The 14,734-nt window shown below is 63.1% G+C and carries 14 protein-coding genes; 3 read left to right on the top strand and 11 right to left on the bottom strand.

The window, feature by feature from the left end; all coding sequences use genetic code 11:
* Nucleotides 1-5: 5 nt before the first annotated feature.
* The 5 genes from NKJ76_RS07130 to NKJ76_RS07110 form a co-directional block, all read right to left on the bottom strand.
* A complete protein-coding gene (locus NKJ76_RS07130) occupies nt 6-752 on the bottom strand; it encodes a sugar phosphate isomerase/epimerase family protein (RefSeq protein WP_023669800.1) in 747 nt (248 codons plus the stop codon).
* A gap of 99 nt (nt 753-851) precedes the next feature.
* Nucleotides 852-1,952 carry an ABC transporter ATP-binding protein gene (locus NKJ76_RS07125; protein WP_023686606.1) on the bottom strand — a complete coding sequence of 367 codons (1,101 nt, stop codon included), beginning with the start codon at nt 1,950-1,952 and terminating at the stop codon, nt 852-854.
* 5 nt (nt 1,953-1,957) lie between these two features.
* Entirely contained in the window at nt 1,958-2,893 is a 936-nt protein-coding gene (locus NKJ76_RS07120) for a carbohydrate ABC transporter permease (protein ID WP_352537075.1), read from the bottom strand.
* On the bottom strand, nt 2,886-3,779 hold the full coding sequence (locus tag NKJ76_RS07115) for a carbohydrate ABC transporter permease (protein ID WP_352537074.1): 894 nt from the start codon (nt 3,777-3,779) through the stop codon (nt 2,886-2,888). The genes NKJ76_RS07120 and NKJ76_RS07115 overlap by 8 nt, the downstream gene beginning before the upstream one ends.
* Before the next feature lie 81 nt (nt 3,780-3,860).
* A complete protein-coding gene (locus NKJ76_RS07110) occupies nt 3,861-5,099 on the bottom strand; it encodes an ABC transporter substrate-binding protein (RefSeq protein WP_023683028.1) in 1,239 nt (412 codons plus the stop codon).
* A 391-nt stretch (nt 5,100-5,490) separates the two neighbouring features.
* On the opposite strand from NKJ76_RS07110, the gene NKJ76_RS07105 reads away from it, so the two are divergent.
* Nucleotides 5,491-6,534 (top strand): LacI family transcriptional regulator, encoded by a 1,044-nt coding sequence (locus tag NKJ76_RS07105; RefSeq protein ID WP_023824641.1) that lies wholly within the window; start codon nt 5,491-5,493, stop codon nt 6,532-6,534.
* 34 nt (nt 6,535-6,568) lie between these two features.
* Here NKJ76_RS07105 and gnd read toward each other — a convergent pair whose 3' ends face one another.
* Complete coding sequence (gene gnd / locus NKJ76_RS07100) at nt 6,569-7,996, bottom strand: NADP-dependent phosphogluconate dehydrogenase (protein ID WP_352537073.1); 1,428 nt, start codon at nt 7,994-7,996, stop codon at nt 6,569-6,571.
* Between the two features lie 206 nt (nt 7,997-8,202).
* Here gnd and NKJ76_RS07095 point away from each other — a divergent pair, with 206 nt between their 5' ends.
* Complete coding sequence (locus NKJ76_RS07095; RefSeq protein WP_023820506.1) at nt 8,203-8,640, top strand: VOC family protein; 438 nt, start codon at nt 8,203-8,205, stop codon at nt 8,638-8,640.
* A 25-nt stretch (nt 8,641-8,665) separates the two neighbouring features.
* On the opposite strand, the gene NKJ76_RS07090 is transcribed toward NKJ76_RS07095, so the two are convergent.
* The 5 genes from NKJ76_RS07090 to NKJ76_RS07070 form a co-directional block, all read right to left on the bottom strand.
* Nucleotides 8,666-10,291: a copper resistance CopC/CopD family protein gene (locus NKJ76_RS07090; protein WP_352537072.1), complete on the bottom strand. Its 1,626-nt coding sequence runs from the start codon at nt 10,289-10,291 to the stop codon at nt 8,666-8,668.
* 53 nt (nt 10,292-10,344) lie between these two features.
* A complete protein-coding gene (locus tag NKJ76_RS07085; protein ID WP_352537071.1) occupies nt 10,345-10,863 on the bottom strand; it encodes a YcnI family copper-binding membrane protein in 519 nt (172 codons plus the stop codon).
* A gap of 39 nt (nt 10,864-10,902) precedes the next feature.
* Nucleotides 10,903-11,442 (bottom strand): copper chaperone PCu(A)C, encoded by a 540-nt coding sequence (locus NKJ76_RS07080; RefSeq protein ID WP_023704234.1) that lies wholly within the window; start codon nt 11,440-11,442, stop codon nt 10,903-10,905.
* A gap of 104 nt (nt 11,443-11,546) precedes the next feature.
* The gene (locus tag NKJ76_RS07075) at nt 11,547-11,903 is read right to left on the bottom strand and encodes a DUF2946 family protein (protein ID WP_352537070.1); all 357 of its coding nucleotides are present in this window, start codon (nt 11,901-11,903) and stop codon (nt 11,547-11,549) included.
* A 118-nt stretch (nt 11,904-12,021) separates the two neighbouring features.
* Nucleotides 12,022-12,921: a GntR family transcriptional regulator gene (locus tag NKJ76_RS07070; protein WP_023692007.1), complete on the bottom strand. Its 900-nt coding sequence runs from the start codon at nt 12,919-12,921 to the stop codon at nt 12,022-12,024.
* A gap of 256 nt (nt 12,922-13,177) precedes the next feature.
* Between NKJ76_RS07070 and NKJ76_RS07065 the strand changes: the two genes are divergently transcribed.
* Complete coding sequence (locus tag NKJ76_RS07065) at nt 13,178-14,683, top strand: UxaA family hydrolase (protein ID WP_023712307.1); 1,506 nt, start codon at nt 13,178-13,180, stop codon at nt 14,681-14,683.
* Nucleotides 14,684-14,734 lie beyond the last annotated feature (51 nt).

Raw genomic sequence — 14,734 nt, 5'->3', positions numbered from 1 at the left:
TGTTCCTAGTAAGCCTTGACGGATGCGAGCGAGCGGCTGGCGAAGCGCTCGATATCGTTGGGGTTGTCCTGTTCCATGACGTAATATTTGGCCGCGCTCTTCGCCCGAAGTGTCTTGATCAGGCCGGCCCAGTCGATGGTGCCGTGGCCGACATCCGCCCAGCCGTCCTCGTCAAGGCCTTCGCCTGACTTGGCCATGTCCTTGACATGGACGGCGCTGATGCGCTTGCCGTGCTTTTCGATCCACGGCAGCGGATCAACGCCACCGCGGACTACCCAGGCGACGTCCATCTCCCAGCCGATGTCGGGCGCAGCCGACAGGATGTGATCCTGCGGCACCGAGCCGTCGGCGAGTGTCTTGAACTCGAAATCATGGTTGTGCCAGGCAAAGCCGTAGCCGGCTTTTTTTGCGGTCTCGCCGACCTTGGCCAGACGCTCGCCAAAGCCGCGCCAGCCGGCAGCGTCGGCCGGCCGCTGCTCGGCCAGCAGATAGGGACAGATGACGAGCGTGATGCCGAGTGCGTCGGCTGTTTTGCGTACCCCGTCGAAATCATTCTCCAGCGCATCGATCGAGAAATGTCCGGTCGGCATCGAAAGCCCGTTCTTGTCGAGTTCGGCGCGGAACGCCGTGGGGTCGTCATAGACGCCGCCGAAACCTTCGACTTCCTTGTAGCCGAGCTTGCCGAGCATTTTCAGGATGCCGTCCCACGGCTGGAAATTGCGGGCGCTGTAGAGTTGGAATGACCAGTTCATCGTCTCTGTCCGTTTCTTGGGTGGTTAAGGCTTGGGGATGTTTTCGGGGGATCGTTTCGGTCGTTCTTGGGAGGATGGTTTGCGGATGATTCTAGAGGGTCACAGGCGATTGCCGGTCGCAGCGTCGAACAGCGAGGCGCGCGCCGGATCGAAACCGAACTGGATCGGATCGCCGCTGCGCAGCGTCCGTTCCGCTTCGACGCGGAAGGAGAAGTTGCGGCCGGCAAGCTTGGTCCACACCAGCGTGTCGGAACCCATCGGCTCAACGATCTCGACCGAACCGCCGGCGGAAAACGGCATCGACTTTGCAGCGTCACCGAAAGCGATGTGTTCAGGCCGGATGCCCAGCACGCAAGCGCCGGCCGGGCGCTCCGTGCCGTCAAAGGTATAGCGGTCGAGCGGCACCGAAACACCGTCGGTCCTGAACGCCGGAGCAGCACCGGCTTCCAGCTCCCCTTCGAGGAAATTCATCGCCGGCGAGCCGAGGAAGCCCGCGACAAAACGGTTGACCGGCCGGTTGTAGATCGTCTGCGGCGCGTCGAGCTGCTGGATGACGCCGCCGCGCATGACCGCGATACGGTCGGCCAGCGTCATCGCCTCGATCTGGTCGTGGGTGACGTAGATCATGGTGTTCTGCAGCTTGCGATGCAGAAGCTTGATTTCGACGCGCAGTTCCGAGCGCAGCTTGGCGTCGAGATTGGATAGTGGCTCGTCGAACAGGAAGACATCGACGTCGCGCACCAGCGCCCGCCCGATCGCCACGCGCTGGCGTTGGCCGCCGGACAAGGCCGCGGGCTTGCGCTGCAAAAGCGGCTCGATCTGCAGGATCTCGGCGGCGCGTGCGATGCGCTTGGCGATCTCATCCCTGGGCACGCCGGCAACGCGCAGGCCGAACGACAGGTTCTTCTCCACCGTCATTTGCGGATAAAGCGCATAGGACTGGAACACCATGCCGATGCCGCGATCCTTGGGCTCCTCCCAGGTGACGTTCTTGCCCTTGATGAAGATGCGGCCTTCGGAAATATCGAGCAGCCCGGCGATGCAGTTGAGCAAGGTCGACTTGCCGCAGCCCGAGGGACCGAGCAGCACGATGAACTCGCCCTCTGCGACCTCGAGATTGAGGGTCTGCAGCACCGATACAGAGCCGAAATTTAGGGACAGGTCCTGGATCGAAACGCTGGTGCCGTTGGCTGCCGTCATCGCCATCACCCTTTCACCGCACCGGCGGCGATGCCGCGCACGAAAAGCTTGCCGGAAATGAAGTATACGATGAGTGGCACAAGGCCGGTCAGGATGGTGGCGGCCATGTTGACGTTGTACTCCTTCACGCCTTGCACCGAATTGACGATGTTGTTGAGCTGCACCGTCATCGGATAGGTGTCGGGGCGGGTGTAGACGACGCCGAACAGGAAGTCGTTCCAGATGCCGGTCACCTGCAGGATGATGGCGACGACGAAGATCGGCAGCGACATCGGCGCCATGATCCGCAGGAAGATGCCCCAGAAGCCGGCGCCGTCGACCCGTGCCGCCCTGAACAGCTCTTCCGGCATCGAGGCAAAATAGTTGCGGAACAAAAGCGTGAGGATCGGCATGCCGAATATGGAATGGACGATCACCAGGCCGCTGAGGCTGCCGTAGAGGCCGATCTCGCGCAGGATGATGACGATCGGATAGATCATCACCTGATAAGGGATGAAGGCGCCGACGATCAGGATGACGAAGAATGTGTCGGCGCCCTTGAAGCGCCAGTTGGCCAGCGCATAGCCGTTCACCGAGGCGATCGCGATCGACAGCAGCACTGACGGCACAGTGATGCGCACCGAATTCCAGAAGCCCCGCGAAAGCCCGTCGCAATTGAGGCCGGTGCAGGCCGTCGCCCACGCCTTCACCCACGGTTCGAACGTGATTTCGAGCGGCGGCGAGAAGATATTGCCCATCCGTATCTCGGGCATGCCCTTAAGCGAGGTGACCACCATCACGTAGAGCGGCAGCAGATAGTAGACCGCCACCACGATCAGCGTGCCATAGAGGTAGATATTGCGGCGCGAGAAGACATGCCGCGGCTTCGGCCCGCGCGGCCCGGAGGCTTCGCGCTCGGCGGCACCCGCGCTGGCGGGCAAAGGGACGGCCGGGTCAGCCACGCTTCCTGCCTCCAAATTCAAGGTAGGCCCACGGCACGACGACGATCACCACCGAGAGCAGCATCATGGTCGAGGCGGCAAAGCCCTGGCCAAGATTCTGTGCGAAGAACATGTAGTCATAGACATATTTGGCCGGCACTTCGGAGGCGATTCCGGGGCCGCCGCTGGTCTGGGCGACAACGAGGTCGTAGACCTTGACGATGCCCGACGCGATGATGACCAGCGTGGTGATGAAAACCGGCCGCATCATCGGGATGACGATGAACAGATAGGTCTTCCACATCGGGATCCCGTCTACCCGCGCCGCCTTCCAGATGTCCTCGTCGATGCCGCGCAGGCCGGCCAGCATCAAGCACATGATGAGCCCGGTGCCTTGCCACAGCGCCGCAATCGAAATGCCGTAGATGACCATGCTGGAATTGTATAGCGGGTCGAAGTTGAAGCTCGTCCAGCCGAGGTCCCGCACCACATGCTGGATGCCGAAATCCGGATTGAGCAGCCACTGCCAGACCAGGCCGGTGACGATGAAGGAAAGCGCGAACGGATAGAGGAAGATGGTGCGGAACGTGTCCTCGAAACGGATCTTCTGGTCGAGAAGCGCTGCAAGCAGGAAGCCGATGACCAGTGAGAACACCAGCGAGATCGCGCCGTAGATCAAAAGGTTCTCGATCGAGATCAGCCAGCGCGGCGTCGCCCACAGCCGGTAATACTGGTCGAGCCCGGCGAAATTCAGCCGTGGCAGCAGCTTCGAATTGGTGAAGGAATAGAACACCGTCCAGACGGTGCCGCCGACGAAAACCACCGACGCGGTGAGGATCATCGGGATCGAGGCGACCTTCGCATTGAGGTTGCGGAACAGCGGGTTGGGGCGTTCGCTCTTGCTCATCTCGTCAGCCGGCTGGGTAAGGGCGGTGCGATCCCGGCCCTGCTTTCGCAAGGCCGGGAGCGAGGTGTATTGCCTCCAACGTCAGTCTGCCGAAGCGATGAGGTCGGCGAAGCGCTTCTGCGCGTCTTCGATGGTCAGGTCCGGCTTGGCGAAGAATTCGGCGAAGAGATCTTCCTTCTGCTTCTGGGTGTCCTGCGAAAGCAGTTGGTCAGTCCACGGGATGACGGCGCCCTTGGCGAGGATCGCCAGACCCTTCTTCATGCAGTCGTTCGCCGCATTGAGATCGACGTCACCGCGCACCGGCAGCGAACCCTTCTTGAGATTGAAGGCGACCTGAGTCTTAGGGTCGAGCAGCGTCTCTGCCAACACCTCCTGCGCCTTGGACTTGTCGGCATCCTTGAGCAGCGGGAAATAGAAGGCGTCGCCGCCGGTGGCGATCACTTCGTTCAGACCGAGGCCCGGCAGGCAGGCATAGTCCTTGCCGGCGACCTTGCCGGCAACCTGGAACTCGCCTTGCGCCCAGTCACCCATGATCTGGCCACCGGCCTTGCCGGTGATGACGAGATTGGTTGCCTGGTTCCAGTCCTGCACATTGGTGTTCTTCGCCATCTTGCGGGCATCGTCGGCGGCCTTGAAGACCTTGGCGATCTCGGGCCCGGCGGCGAACTTGGCATCCTTGTCCTTGTAGACCTTAAGGAACGCGTCGGTGCCGCCGACCGCCGCCAGCAGCACGTCGAAGGCGCCGGAAGATTGCCAGGCCTGTCCGCCGACAGCGAGCGGGATGATGCCCGCCTTTTCCAGGGCGGGCGCTGCCGCCACGAATTCATTCCAGTCCTTCGGCAGCGGCACGCCGGCCTTCTCGAAGGCTTCGTTCGACAGCCACAACCACTGCCAGGAGTGGATATTGACCGGCACGCAATAGATCTTGCCGTCGATGGTGCAGCTGTCGAGCAGGCTCTTCGGCCGCACGATTTCCGTCCACTTGCCCTTGGTGGCGACATCGGTGAGGTCGCGCATCAGGCCGGCCTGCACCAGTTCTTCGGCCTGCCGGCCGTGATTGAACTGGGTGGCGCCCATCGGATCGCCGCCGGTGATGCGGCTGATCATGATCGGCCGTGCCGTGCCGCCGGATCCGGCAATGGCGCCGTCGACCCAGTGATTGCCGGTCGCGTCAAAAGCCTTCGCGAATTCCGCAACCGCCGCCGCCTCGCCGCCCGATGTCCACCAATGGGTCACTTCCAGGTCGGTGGCGGCCGCCGGGCCGGCAAGCTGAAGCGCGGCCGTCGCGGCAAGGGCAGCGGTCAAAAGTCTATAGCGCATTTCGGTTCCTCCCAGAATCTGAAACGTTACAGATTTTCGATACGGCAATTATGCGGTGCGTGCAACCCCTGAGATAAACGCGCTCGAATGTTTTTTCGAGGCGCGAACAAATTCGTTGCGTGCGAACCGGCAAACTGCGCGCAAAACCGGGTGCTGCGCTGCAAAATCATGCTGCAGCGCAAGAAAACCGTCTCGAACCTGATTGTCGCGCTACGTTTCTGGCCGCCAAAACCCTGCCAAAACCATGGCTTGAGAGGCCCACGCGCTGCGATGTTGGAAATCTGTAACGTTTCAGTATATTGAGGCCTGACTGCGAAGAACCGTGCCACATCGTCATCGAAGCGATTGTCGGCTGGTCCGGCGGCTGCTATGCGCCTGAGGGGCGGGACGAATGGACAGGGACCAGACGGACAAGGACGACGAGGCGTCGGCGCATGAGCGGCCGACGCTGAAGACGCTTGCCTTCATGACCGGGCTCGGCGTCACCACCGTCTCGCGCGCGCTCAAGGATGCACCCGAGATCGGCGCCGAGACCAGGCGGCGGGTTCAACTCGTCGCGAGGCAGATCGGCTACCGGCCGAACCGCGCCGGCGTGCGCCTGCGGACCGGCAAGACCAATGTTATCAGCCTCGTGCTCAATACCGAGCGCGAGATCATGAGCTTTGTCTCGGACATCATCTACGGCGTCTCGGAGGTCATTGCCGACACACCCTATCACCTGATCGTCACGCCCTACTCGCGCTCGCAGGATCCGCTGGACCCGGTAAAGTATCTGGTCGAGTCCGGCTCGGCCGATGGCGTCATCATCTCACGCACGCAGCCCAACGATCCGCGCGCCCGCTACATGCTGGAGCGCGGCATACCCTTTGCCACGCATGGCCGCACCGACATGGGGCTTGTCCACCCCTATCACGACTTCGACAATTACGCCTTCGCCGCCGAAGCGGTGCGCCATCTGGCCGGCGTCGGCCGGCGCCGGCTGGCGCTGGTAGCGCCGCCGGTCGGGCTCACCTATTACGACCACACGGTCAATGGCTTTGCCGACGCACTGAGCGAGGTCGACGCCAGCGAAGTGCCGTTCAACGCTGTTTCGATCGACCAGTCGATCGATCAGATCAGGACGCGGACCGCGCAGTTGATGCGCCGCGACGTCAGGCCGGACGGTTTCGTCAGCAGCGCCGCCGCAGCAACGCTGGCCATCGTCGCCGGCATCGAGGATGCCGGCCTGAAACTCGGCCGCGACGTCGATGTCGTGTCCAAGCAATCGTCGGAACTGCTGCATCTGTTCCGCCGGGAGTTGCTGATCGTCAACGAAGATTTCCGCCTCGCCGGCACCGAGCTTGCCCGCGCCGTGCTGGGCTGGATAGGCGGCGCGGCACCTGGCTCTTTGCAGACTGTGGTCAAGCCAGGCGACGTCGTCGCGTATCAGGGCTGACTGGCACGACCTGAGAGGTCCGCCTCACCTGACCCTATCCGGCCGCTCCACTTCCCCATGGCCCATGGAAAGCGCCCTGCTCGCCGATGCGCTCGAAGCCATGCGCGCCGAAGAAGTCGCGCTGCGCCTGGATCAGGTTCGAGGTGCCGCGGCCCTGGCGGTAGCTGTCGAAATAGGCAAGTGCCGACGCCAGTGCAGGCACCGGCGAGCCTGCTTCCGATGCCTTGGCAACGGTGCGCCTAAGCGACGGATGCGCCTCCTGCATCATGGTGGTGAAAGCCGGCGCCATCAAAAGGTTGGTGGACGCGCCGCCCGAGCCGAAGGCTTCCGCCATGGTGTCGAGCATCTGCGAGCGGATGATACAGCCGGCACGCCAGATCTTGGCGATGGTCGGCATCGGCAAGTTCCAGTTGAACTCCTTCGAGGCGGCGCTCATCACCGCGAAACCTTGTGCATAGGCGGCGATCTTGCCGGCGAGCAGCGCCAGCTCCAGATCTTTCAGAAGTGCCGCCTTGTCGCCGGAGATCTTGGTGACGCCGATATTGCCATAGGCTTTTTCGGCCGCCTGCCGCTCATCCTTGATCGAGGACAGCACGCGGGCCGCCACCGCCGCCTCGATGGCCGTCGCCGGAATGCCGAGCTGCTGCGCCTCGATGACAGACCATTTTCCGGTGCCCTTCTGGCCGGCACGGTCGAGGATGATGTCGACTACCGGCTTGCCGGTCTTTGCATCGTCAGCGGCCAGCACCCTGGCGGTGATCTCGATCAGATACGAATCGAGCCGGCCCTTGTTCCAGTTCTCAAAGACCTTGCCGATCTCCTTCGGCCCCATGCCGAGACCGTCACGCAGGATACCGTAGATCTCGGCGATCATCTGCATGTCGGCATATTCGATGCCGTTGTGGATGGTTTTCACGAAATGCCCGGCGCCGTCTGTGCCGAGCCAGGCAGCGCACGGTTCATCCTTGAACTTGGCCGAGATCGCGGTCAGCACGCGTTCGACGCGCTTCCAGGAGTCTTCGGTGCCGCCGACCATGATCGACGGCCCGTGGCGCGCGCCTTCCTCGCCGCCCGATACGCCCATGCCGATGAAGGTGAGACCCGAGCCCGACAGTTCCGAAAAGCGCCGCATCGTATCGCGGAAATTGGCGTTGCCGGCATCGATGACGATATCGTTGTCAGACAACACGCCGCGCAGCGCTTCGATCTGTTCGTCGACCGGCTTGCCGGCCAGCACCATGATGATGACCGGGCGCGGCGGCTTGATCGCAGCTGCCAGTTCCTCCAGGCTGTAGCAGGGCACCACCATGTCCCTGAGCGAACCGGCGCCTTCGAGGAAGGCATCGGTGCGCGCCTTGGTGCGGTTGAAGACGGCGATGCGGTGCCCGTGCTCGGCAATGTTGAGCGCGAGGTTGGAGCCCATTGTGCCAAGGCCGATCAGGCCGATTTCGGCTTTTTCCATCGTTTCTTCCCTGCTTTCGGATTTTGTTGAGGCCGCGTTTTTCGGGATGCCCATTTTTCGGCGAGATGATTGACGGGCCTTTCGCGCCACGTCAACCGCCTCGCCGAATTGTGTTGCGTCGGCGTTGTGTCAAACCGAGTCAGGAAGGGTCAGTTGGTGACCAGGCGACGCCTTGCCGATCGAACATATGGCGATAGGTTGGACATATGGCAGTCAAACGGATGGACAATGTCGGAATCGTCGTCGATGACCTTGACGAGACGATTGCTTTCTTTTGCGAGCTCGGCCTCGAACTGGAAGGGCGGGCGACGATCGAAGGCGAGTGGGCCGGACGTGTCACCGGGCTCGGCGATCAGCACGTCGAGATTGCCATGATGCGCTCACCGGATGGCTATAGCCGGCTCGAGCTCTCCCGCTTCCTCACGCCGACTGTCGTCGCCGATCACCGCAACGCCCCGGTCAACGCCCTGGGCTACCTGCGCGTCATGTTTACCGTGGACGACATCGACGACACGCTGGAAAGGCTCCGCAAGCGTGGCGCGCAGCTGGTCGGTGAAGTCGTCCGTTACCAGGAGGTGTATCGGCTCTGCTACATCCGCGGGCCGGAAGGGCATCTCATCGGGTTAGCCCAGGAACTCGGCTGAGCGTCCTTCGCGGGCGGGCTGAATATCACTCGGCGCGGATATCGATCGGCGCTTCGATCTTTATCACTTCGAAATCCGAAACCAGAATATCGAGCCGCGCCGTCCAGCGGCCTGGAATCGGAATGACGAGATTATCGACCCGCCAGGTGCCGTCGCCTGGCTTGGTCGCCGGACGCTTGATCGGCTCGATCCCCGAATCGGGCTTGGACAGCACCAGCGACACTTCCTTGGCGTCGAGCGGGCCGAAATCGCCATCCATGATGACGATGGAGGCGGTGACCTCCCCGGTATGGCCGGGCGTGATGTCGATGTCGGCCATCGCCTTCATAGTGTGGATATGGGTCGACGTCGGTTGTGCCGCGGCGATTGCCAGGGCCCGTGGCGGCGGCGTGAAGCGCCAGCCGGCGGCAACGCCGAAGATCAGGAGCACGATCAGCATTTCGACTGAGATCGAGCGGCTAAGCCGTCGCCGCACTTCCGTCGCTCCGGCCTCGGCCAAGGCGGTGAGCCGCCATCGATTGACCGCCGCCAGCGTGAACAGAAACACCAGCAGCGCCAGCTTGATCAGCAGCAGCCGGCCATAGGCGGTGTTGACCAGTGCCGCCGGTGTCTGCACCTGGATGATGGCGAGCACCACACCGGCGGCGGCAAGCACTACCACCACGGGCATGATCGCGCGCGAAAACCGCCGCAGGAACGCCCCGGCTTCCACCGATTGGCTGCTCAACGCCAGGCCGAGCGGCAGCAGTGCTCCAGCCCAGAAAGCGATGCCGGCGCCATGCAGGAACACCATAGGCCGCGTCAGCCATTGCGGTTCGGCTGCACTGGCATGGCCGCTGGCGGCAAGGGCTGCACCCACACCGGCCAGCCCGGCGAGCGCCAACGGCCTGGCGCCAGCACGCGATCCGACCAACGACAGCAGGCCAAGCCCGAGCGCCGCCAGCGAAATCAGCACCGTCCAGCCGAAGCTGGTGCCAAGCGCCGTCCGCCAGACCACCGGTTGCGCCAGCCGGGCGAGTGGCGCGCCCAGCGCGTCCAGCCCCTGGAACCCGAGCGACAGGGGTGCTGCGACCAGCCCGCACAGGATGGCGGCAATGACGAAGCGCTGGCCTGAGCGCTGGCCTTGCGCCAGCCATGTCAGCGCGAAGGCGCCGCCAATGCCGAGGAAAAGCCCGATGTAGAGAAGAACCTTGCCGGTCCAGATCGCTGACCGCAAATCTATATCGACAGCTTCCCCCACCGCCGGCGCCGCACTTGGCGCGCCAACGGAAAACAGCACCGAGCCGCCGACCGGATGGCCATCGGCGGAAATCACCCGCCAGCTCAAGACATGGGTGCCCGGCCCGAGCTTTTGTGGATTGTCGATCTCAACCGTTTGGTCGCTCAACCGAAACGAGGTCAAAGCGACAGGCGTACCGTCGGGCCGCACCAAGGTCAGCACCAGCGGCGACACAGGCTCGCTGAAGGTCAGCGAAAATTGCGTCGGCGCTCGCTCCAGAACCGCGCCGTCGGCAGGCTCGGCCTTGATCAGCGCCGCATGGGCAAAGGCCTGGTTTGGCGTGGCAAGGACGGCAAGCAGCAGGATCGCAGCCAGCAGGCCGAAACACCTGCCGACTGTCCGTTCTATCCGCTGGAAACAGGCCACGCTCATGCCATCCACCAAAACAGCGGCGCGCCGCTTCGAAGCAGCGCGCCGCCAATGCATCATTTCTTCGGCAGCAGGTTGAGGCCGGGGGCCGGATCTTCCAGCGCATCCTCATCCTGACCAGCCGCCGGAATCTCTATCCAACGCGTGGTGGCGCCATCGCATTCCTGCACCACCGGAAAATAGAGTTTTTGCCCGGCCGGCAGATCGGCGGCCAACGTGCCGCGGAAGACGAACTCGTCATAAAATTCATCCGGCAGGCTGCCGCCGCTCCAGTCGACTTCCTTGACGCCCGAGGTCACCGCCTCGCCATAGAGCTGGTAGGATTTCTCGTACTTGCCTTTCTTGACCTGCAGCGTCCAGCCGGGCTTGGGCATCGGCTTCACCCCGATCACCCCTTCCGGGATCTGCACGCGCACGGCAATCGTCGCCTTGCCTTCGCAGCCATGCGGCACGCGCAGCACGGCCTTGTAGGTCGAACCGACCGCAACCTGCTGTGTTTCGAGCGTGATATGGGCGAAGGCGGCACTTGTCCCCAGGACGAGGAATGCAGCGGCCGGCAAATGATGCTTGTTCATGATGGGTCCCTCTCGAAAAAATTGATTGGCAATAATTGGTCAGTCGTTGTCTTCCAGGGGTGGCGCGCTGCCTATGGCTTGCACGGCAAACTCGACGGTCACGGTTCCGGCCCTCTCGAAAGTCAGCGTAGCGGCAAACATCTGGCCTTCTTTAGGGGGCTGCTTCAGATCCATGAACATCACGTGATAGGCGCCGGGACCCAGCGTGACCTTGCCGCCCGCCGGGATATCCAGGCCACCACTGACCGGGCGCATGGTCATGACGCCATCCTTCACCCCCATTTCATGCAGTTCGGCCTTGCCCGAAATGTCGGAGGAAATCGATAGCAGCCGGTCTGGCGCGCTGCCCTTGTTGACGATGGTGAAATAGCCGCCGGCAACCTTGGCGCCGGCCGGCGTGGCGCGCGACCAGGGATGCTCGATCTCGATGTCACCGGCCTTGAATTCATGCGCAAGGACGGAATGGGAGCCGACGAACAACAGTGCAAAGGCGAACAGGGCACTGCCGAGACGCTGCTCGATAGTGCTGAATAAACGGGTGCTGCGGTGCAACGCGCCGGCACGAAGAAAACGGAACATGGGTAGGCTCCATGAATATAAGGTCGCGCCGTTGTCGGGCTGCGAACGTGTTTGTCATTGGATGATTATCGCCTGCGCAGGTTACGCAAAGCGAGCGGCGGTTTTCAGCCCGCAAGCGGCGGCGCGCGCGGATTGGCCGGAGAGCGCTCGCGCGTGACGTCGGGATACCTGACTGCCGGCGGGGCAAAAGCGACTGTTTCCAAGGACTGGCTGACCGGCGCCAGGCCGACGCCTGCCGGCGGCGCATAGGCGACGGAGGCCATGCTGCAGCCGAGCATGCAGCACGCCGGCATATGCTGCTGGTGCGGATCGCCGCCGGGAAGCTTGACCGCTCCCTCATGGCTGCAGATGACATTGCCGAAAGCGTCGAGTTGCGAGGCATCCGGCGCAATGCCGAAGGCAAACACGCCGAGCGTCGACTGGAGCAGCAGCACACAGGTCGCGACAAACGCGGCCATCATGCTCCATCTCTTACGCCCGAAGTTCAAGGATCTGCCTCTTCACGCAGCAACGGCGGATACCTAGCATGCGTCACGCGGCCGGAAAATCGCCAAATCATCGCTGCGGCAACGCGGCGCGTTAAGAAGCAATCCGACCGATTTCCGGGATCGACGTCAACAGCGTGTGGCGTGCCGACTTCAGATGCTTGCGGCAGGCGGCGTCGACCTTGCCGAGATCGCGCGATTTCAGCGCCGCGATGTAGGCGAGATGCTCGCTCACCGCGACTTCGTTGCGCTCGCGCTCCTGCGCCTTGTTCCACTGGTAGTGGTAGTGAAAGATCATGGCGATGACGTCGTAGAAATCGACGATGAAGCGGTTGTGCGACGCCCGGTGGATCAGCCGGTGGAAGCGCTCGTCTAGCTCCGAGAATTCGTTGAAGCGGATGGCGATTTCGCTGGCCAGAAGCCGGTGCTCGTCTTCCAGCCGGTCGAGATCCGCCCAGACCGGACTATCCCCAGGCAAGGCGGCAAAGGCCGCCGCCGAGCGTATCTCGAACATCTCGCGGATTTCAGTGAGTTCGAGCGCGAAGGCTCGCGTAAACCCCTTCAGCACCCAGTGGCTGTTGCGCCGCTTCTCGATCAGGCCGAAGCGGGAGAAGCGGATGAGGAACTCGCGCACGCTGGTGGTGCCGACGCCGATCTCGCGCGCCAGTTCGAGCTCGTTGATCTGCATGCCGGCCTCGGCGCCGCCAGCCAGCAATCTGCGCATAAACGACCGCTCGATGATCTGGGCCAGTGTGTCTGTCTCCTCCTCGGGGAAGAAATCATCCGGCTTCGGCGCCCTGAGCACTGTCTTGCTGCGTTTGTTCCACGCGATCAGCCCGGTCTCTTCCATGCGCGCCAGAATGGTGCGCACGGTGGTCCGGCTGACGCCGAGCAAAGTGCCCAGTTCCGGCTCCGACGGCAGGCTCTGCGTTTCATCGAGCAGCCGCAGACCCCTGTTGTAAGCGTCCTTGTAGACGTTGTTGCTCTTCGACATCCCTGCCCCGTTGCGCGCCGGCGCTTGCTGTGGCTGGCTTGAAGCGCGATATCACATATGTCCTGGCTCTCACCCGGCAGAGCAAACGCTCTGCGTGTCAGACGCCGCTCCCCACAAGCCAAGCGTCCATCGGACGCACGGTCTCCTCCTGAAAAAACAATTGACGCACAAATGTTTTTTCACGATAAAAGACATTATATGTAAACAGACGCGTGTCAATCCGCGCATCCCCAGGAACAGACCCAGGAAACTGCCCGTGAACGCCTCGAACAGCATTCTTCTGTCCCCCGCCGACAATGTCGCGGTCGCCAATGGCCGCATCGAGATCGGCACCCCTCTGCCCGGCGGCGCCGTCGCCACGGCCTTGATCGAGCCCGGCCACAAGGTGGCGATCAAGCCTATCGCCGTCGGCGAGGCGGTGGTCAAGTATGCCCAGGCCATCGGCCGCGCCACCCAGGACATCGCGCCCGGCGACCACGTCCATTCGCACAATCTGGTCTTCGAGTCCGGCCGTCTGCCGGTCGTGCCGCCGAGCGAAGCGGAGCATGCCACCGAAGCCGACCGCGCCCGGACATTCATGGGCTATCGTCGCGCCGATGGCCGTGCCGGCACGCGCAACTTCATCGGCATCATCGCCAGCGTCAATTGCTCGGCCACCGTCTGCCACGCCATTGCCGACGAGGCCAACCGCGTGCTGTTGCCGAAATATCCGGGGATCGACGGCTTCGTCCCGATCGTCCATGGCCAGGGCTGCGGCATGAGCGGCACCGGCGACGGCATGATGGTGCTGCACCGCACGCTCGCCGGTTACACCCGCCACCCGAATTTCGGCGGCGCGCTGATGGTCGGCCTCGGCTGCGAGGTCAACCAGCTCACCCTTTACGGCCAGAAGGGTGCGGCGGCGGGAAAACGCCATTTCAATATTCAGGACGCCGGCGGTTCGCGCAAATCGGTCGCAAAGGCGATGGGCGTGCTCGCCGAAATCGCCGAGGAAGTCGGCCAGTATCAGCGCGAGCCGATCCCGGTCTCGGAGATCGTCGTCGGCCTGCAATGCGGCGGTTCCGACGGCATGTCGGGCATCACCGCCAATCCCGCGCTGGGAGCGGCGGTCGACATCCTGGCCGGCGTCGGCGGCATCGGCATCCTGTCGGAGACGACGGAGATCTATGGCGCCGAACATCTGCTCGCCTATCGCGCGGCAACGCCGGAGATCGCCAAGAAGCTCGACGGTTTCGTCAAATGGTGGGAGGACCATGTCGCCAAGCACGGCGCCTCGATCGACAACAACCCCTCGCCCGGCAACAAGCGCGGTGGCCTGACCACCATCCTGGAAAAGTCGCTGGGCGCCGTGGCCAAAGGCGGCCAGACTCCGCTCAACGGCGTCTTCGGTTATGCCGAAAAGGTCACCGGCAGTGGCTTGGTGTTCATGGACACGCCCGGTTACGACCCGGTCTCGGCGACCGGTCAGGTGGCGGGCGGCGCCAACATCATCGTCTTCACCACCGGCCGCGGCTCCTGCTTCGGCTGCCGGCCCACGCCGTCGATCAAGGTCGCCACCAACTCGACCATGTACCACCAGATGGAAGAGGACATGGACGTCAATTGCGGCGTCATCGCTTCGGGTGAGAAGACCATCGCCGGCATGGGCCGGGAACTCTTCGAACTCATCGTCGAGACGGCATCGGGCCGCAAGACCAAGAGCGAGGCGTTCGGCTACGGCGACAACGAGTTCGTGCCGTGGCACCTCGGCGCGACGCTCTAACCACCGACGAAAAAAGCGGGCTGCAACGACGGCTCACAAGGGGAGGCTTTG

Origin of the sequence: Mesorhizobium sp. M0029, from assembly GCF_040323735.1 — a bacterium.
GTDB lineage: Bacteria > Pseudomonadota > Alphaproteobacteria > Rhizobiales > Rhizobiaceae > Mesorhizobium.
Note: the sequence above shows the minus strand (reverse complement) of the source record. Positions and strands in the feature narration are given on the sequence as shown.

Bases quoted from the DNA above. Each gene is read 5' to 3' on its own strand.
- NKJ76_RS07130 (WP_023669800.1), bottom strand. From the start codon at position 752: ATGAACTGGTCATTCCAACTCTACAGCGCCCGCAATTTCCAGCCGTGG.
- NKJ76_RS07125 (WP_023686606.1), bottom strand. From the start codon at position 1,952: ATGACGGCAGCCAACGGCACCAGCGTTTCGATCCAGGACCTGTCCCTA.
- NKJ76_RS07115 (WP_352537074.1), bottom strand. From the start codon at position 3,779: ATGAGCAAGAGCGAACGCCCCAACCCGCTGTTCCGCAACCTCAATGCG.
- NKJ76_RS07110 (WP_023683028.1), bottom strand. From the start codon at position 5,099: ATGCGCTATAGACTTTTGACCGCTGCCCTTGCCGCGACGGCCGCGCTT.
- NKJ76_RS07105 (WP_023824641.1), top strand. From the start codon at position 5,491: ATGGACAGGGACCAGACGGACAAGGACGACGAGGCGTCGGCGCATGAG.
- gnd (WP_352537073.1), bottom strand. From the start codon at position 7,996: ATGGAAAAAGCCGAAATCGGCCTGATCGGCCTTGGCACAATGGGCTCC.
- NKJ76_RS07095 (WP_023820506.1), top strand. From the start codon at position 8,203: ATGGCAGTCAAACGGATGGACAATGTCGGAATCGTCGTCGATGACCTT.
- NKJ76_RS07090 (WP_352537072.1), bottom strand. From the start codon at position 10,291: ATGAGCGTGGCCTGTTTCCAGCGGATAGAACGGACAGTCGGCAGGTGT.
- NKJ76_RS07085 (WP_352537071.1), bottom strand. From the start codon at position 10,863: ATGAACAAGCATCATTTGCCGGCCGCTGCATTCCTCGTCCTGGGGACA.
- NKJ76_RS07080 (WP_023704234.1), bottom strand. From the start codon at position 11,442: ATGTTCCGTTTTCTTCGTGCCGGCGCGTTGCACCGCAGCACCCGTTTA.
- NKJ76_RS07075 (WP_352537070.1), bottom strand. From the start codon at position 11,903: ATGATGGCCGCGTTTGTCGCGACCTGTGTGCTGCTGCTCCAGTCGACG.
- NKJ76_RS07070 (WP_023692007.1), bottom strand. From the start codon at position 12,921: ATGTCGAAGAGCAACAACGTCTACAAGGACGCTTACAACAGGGGTCTG.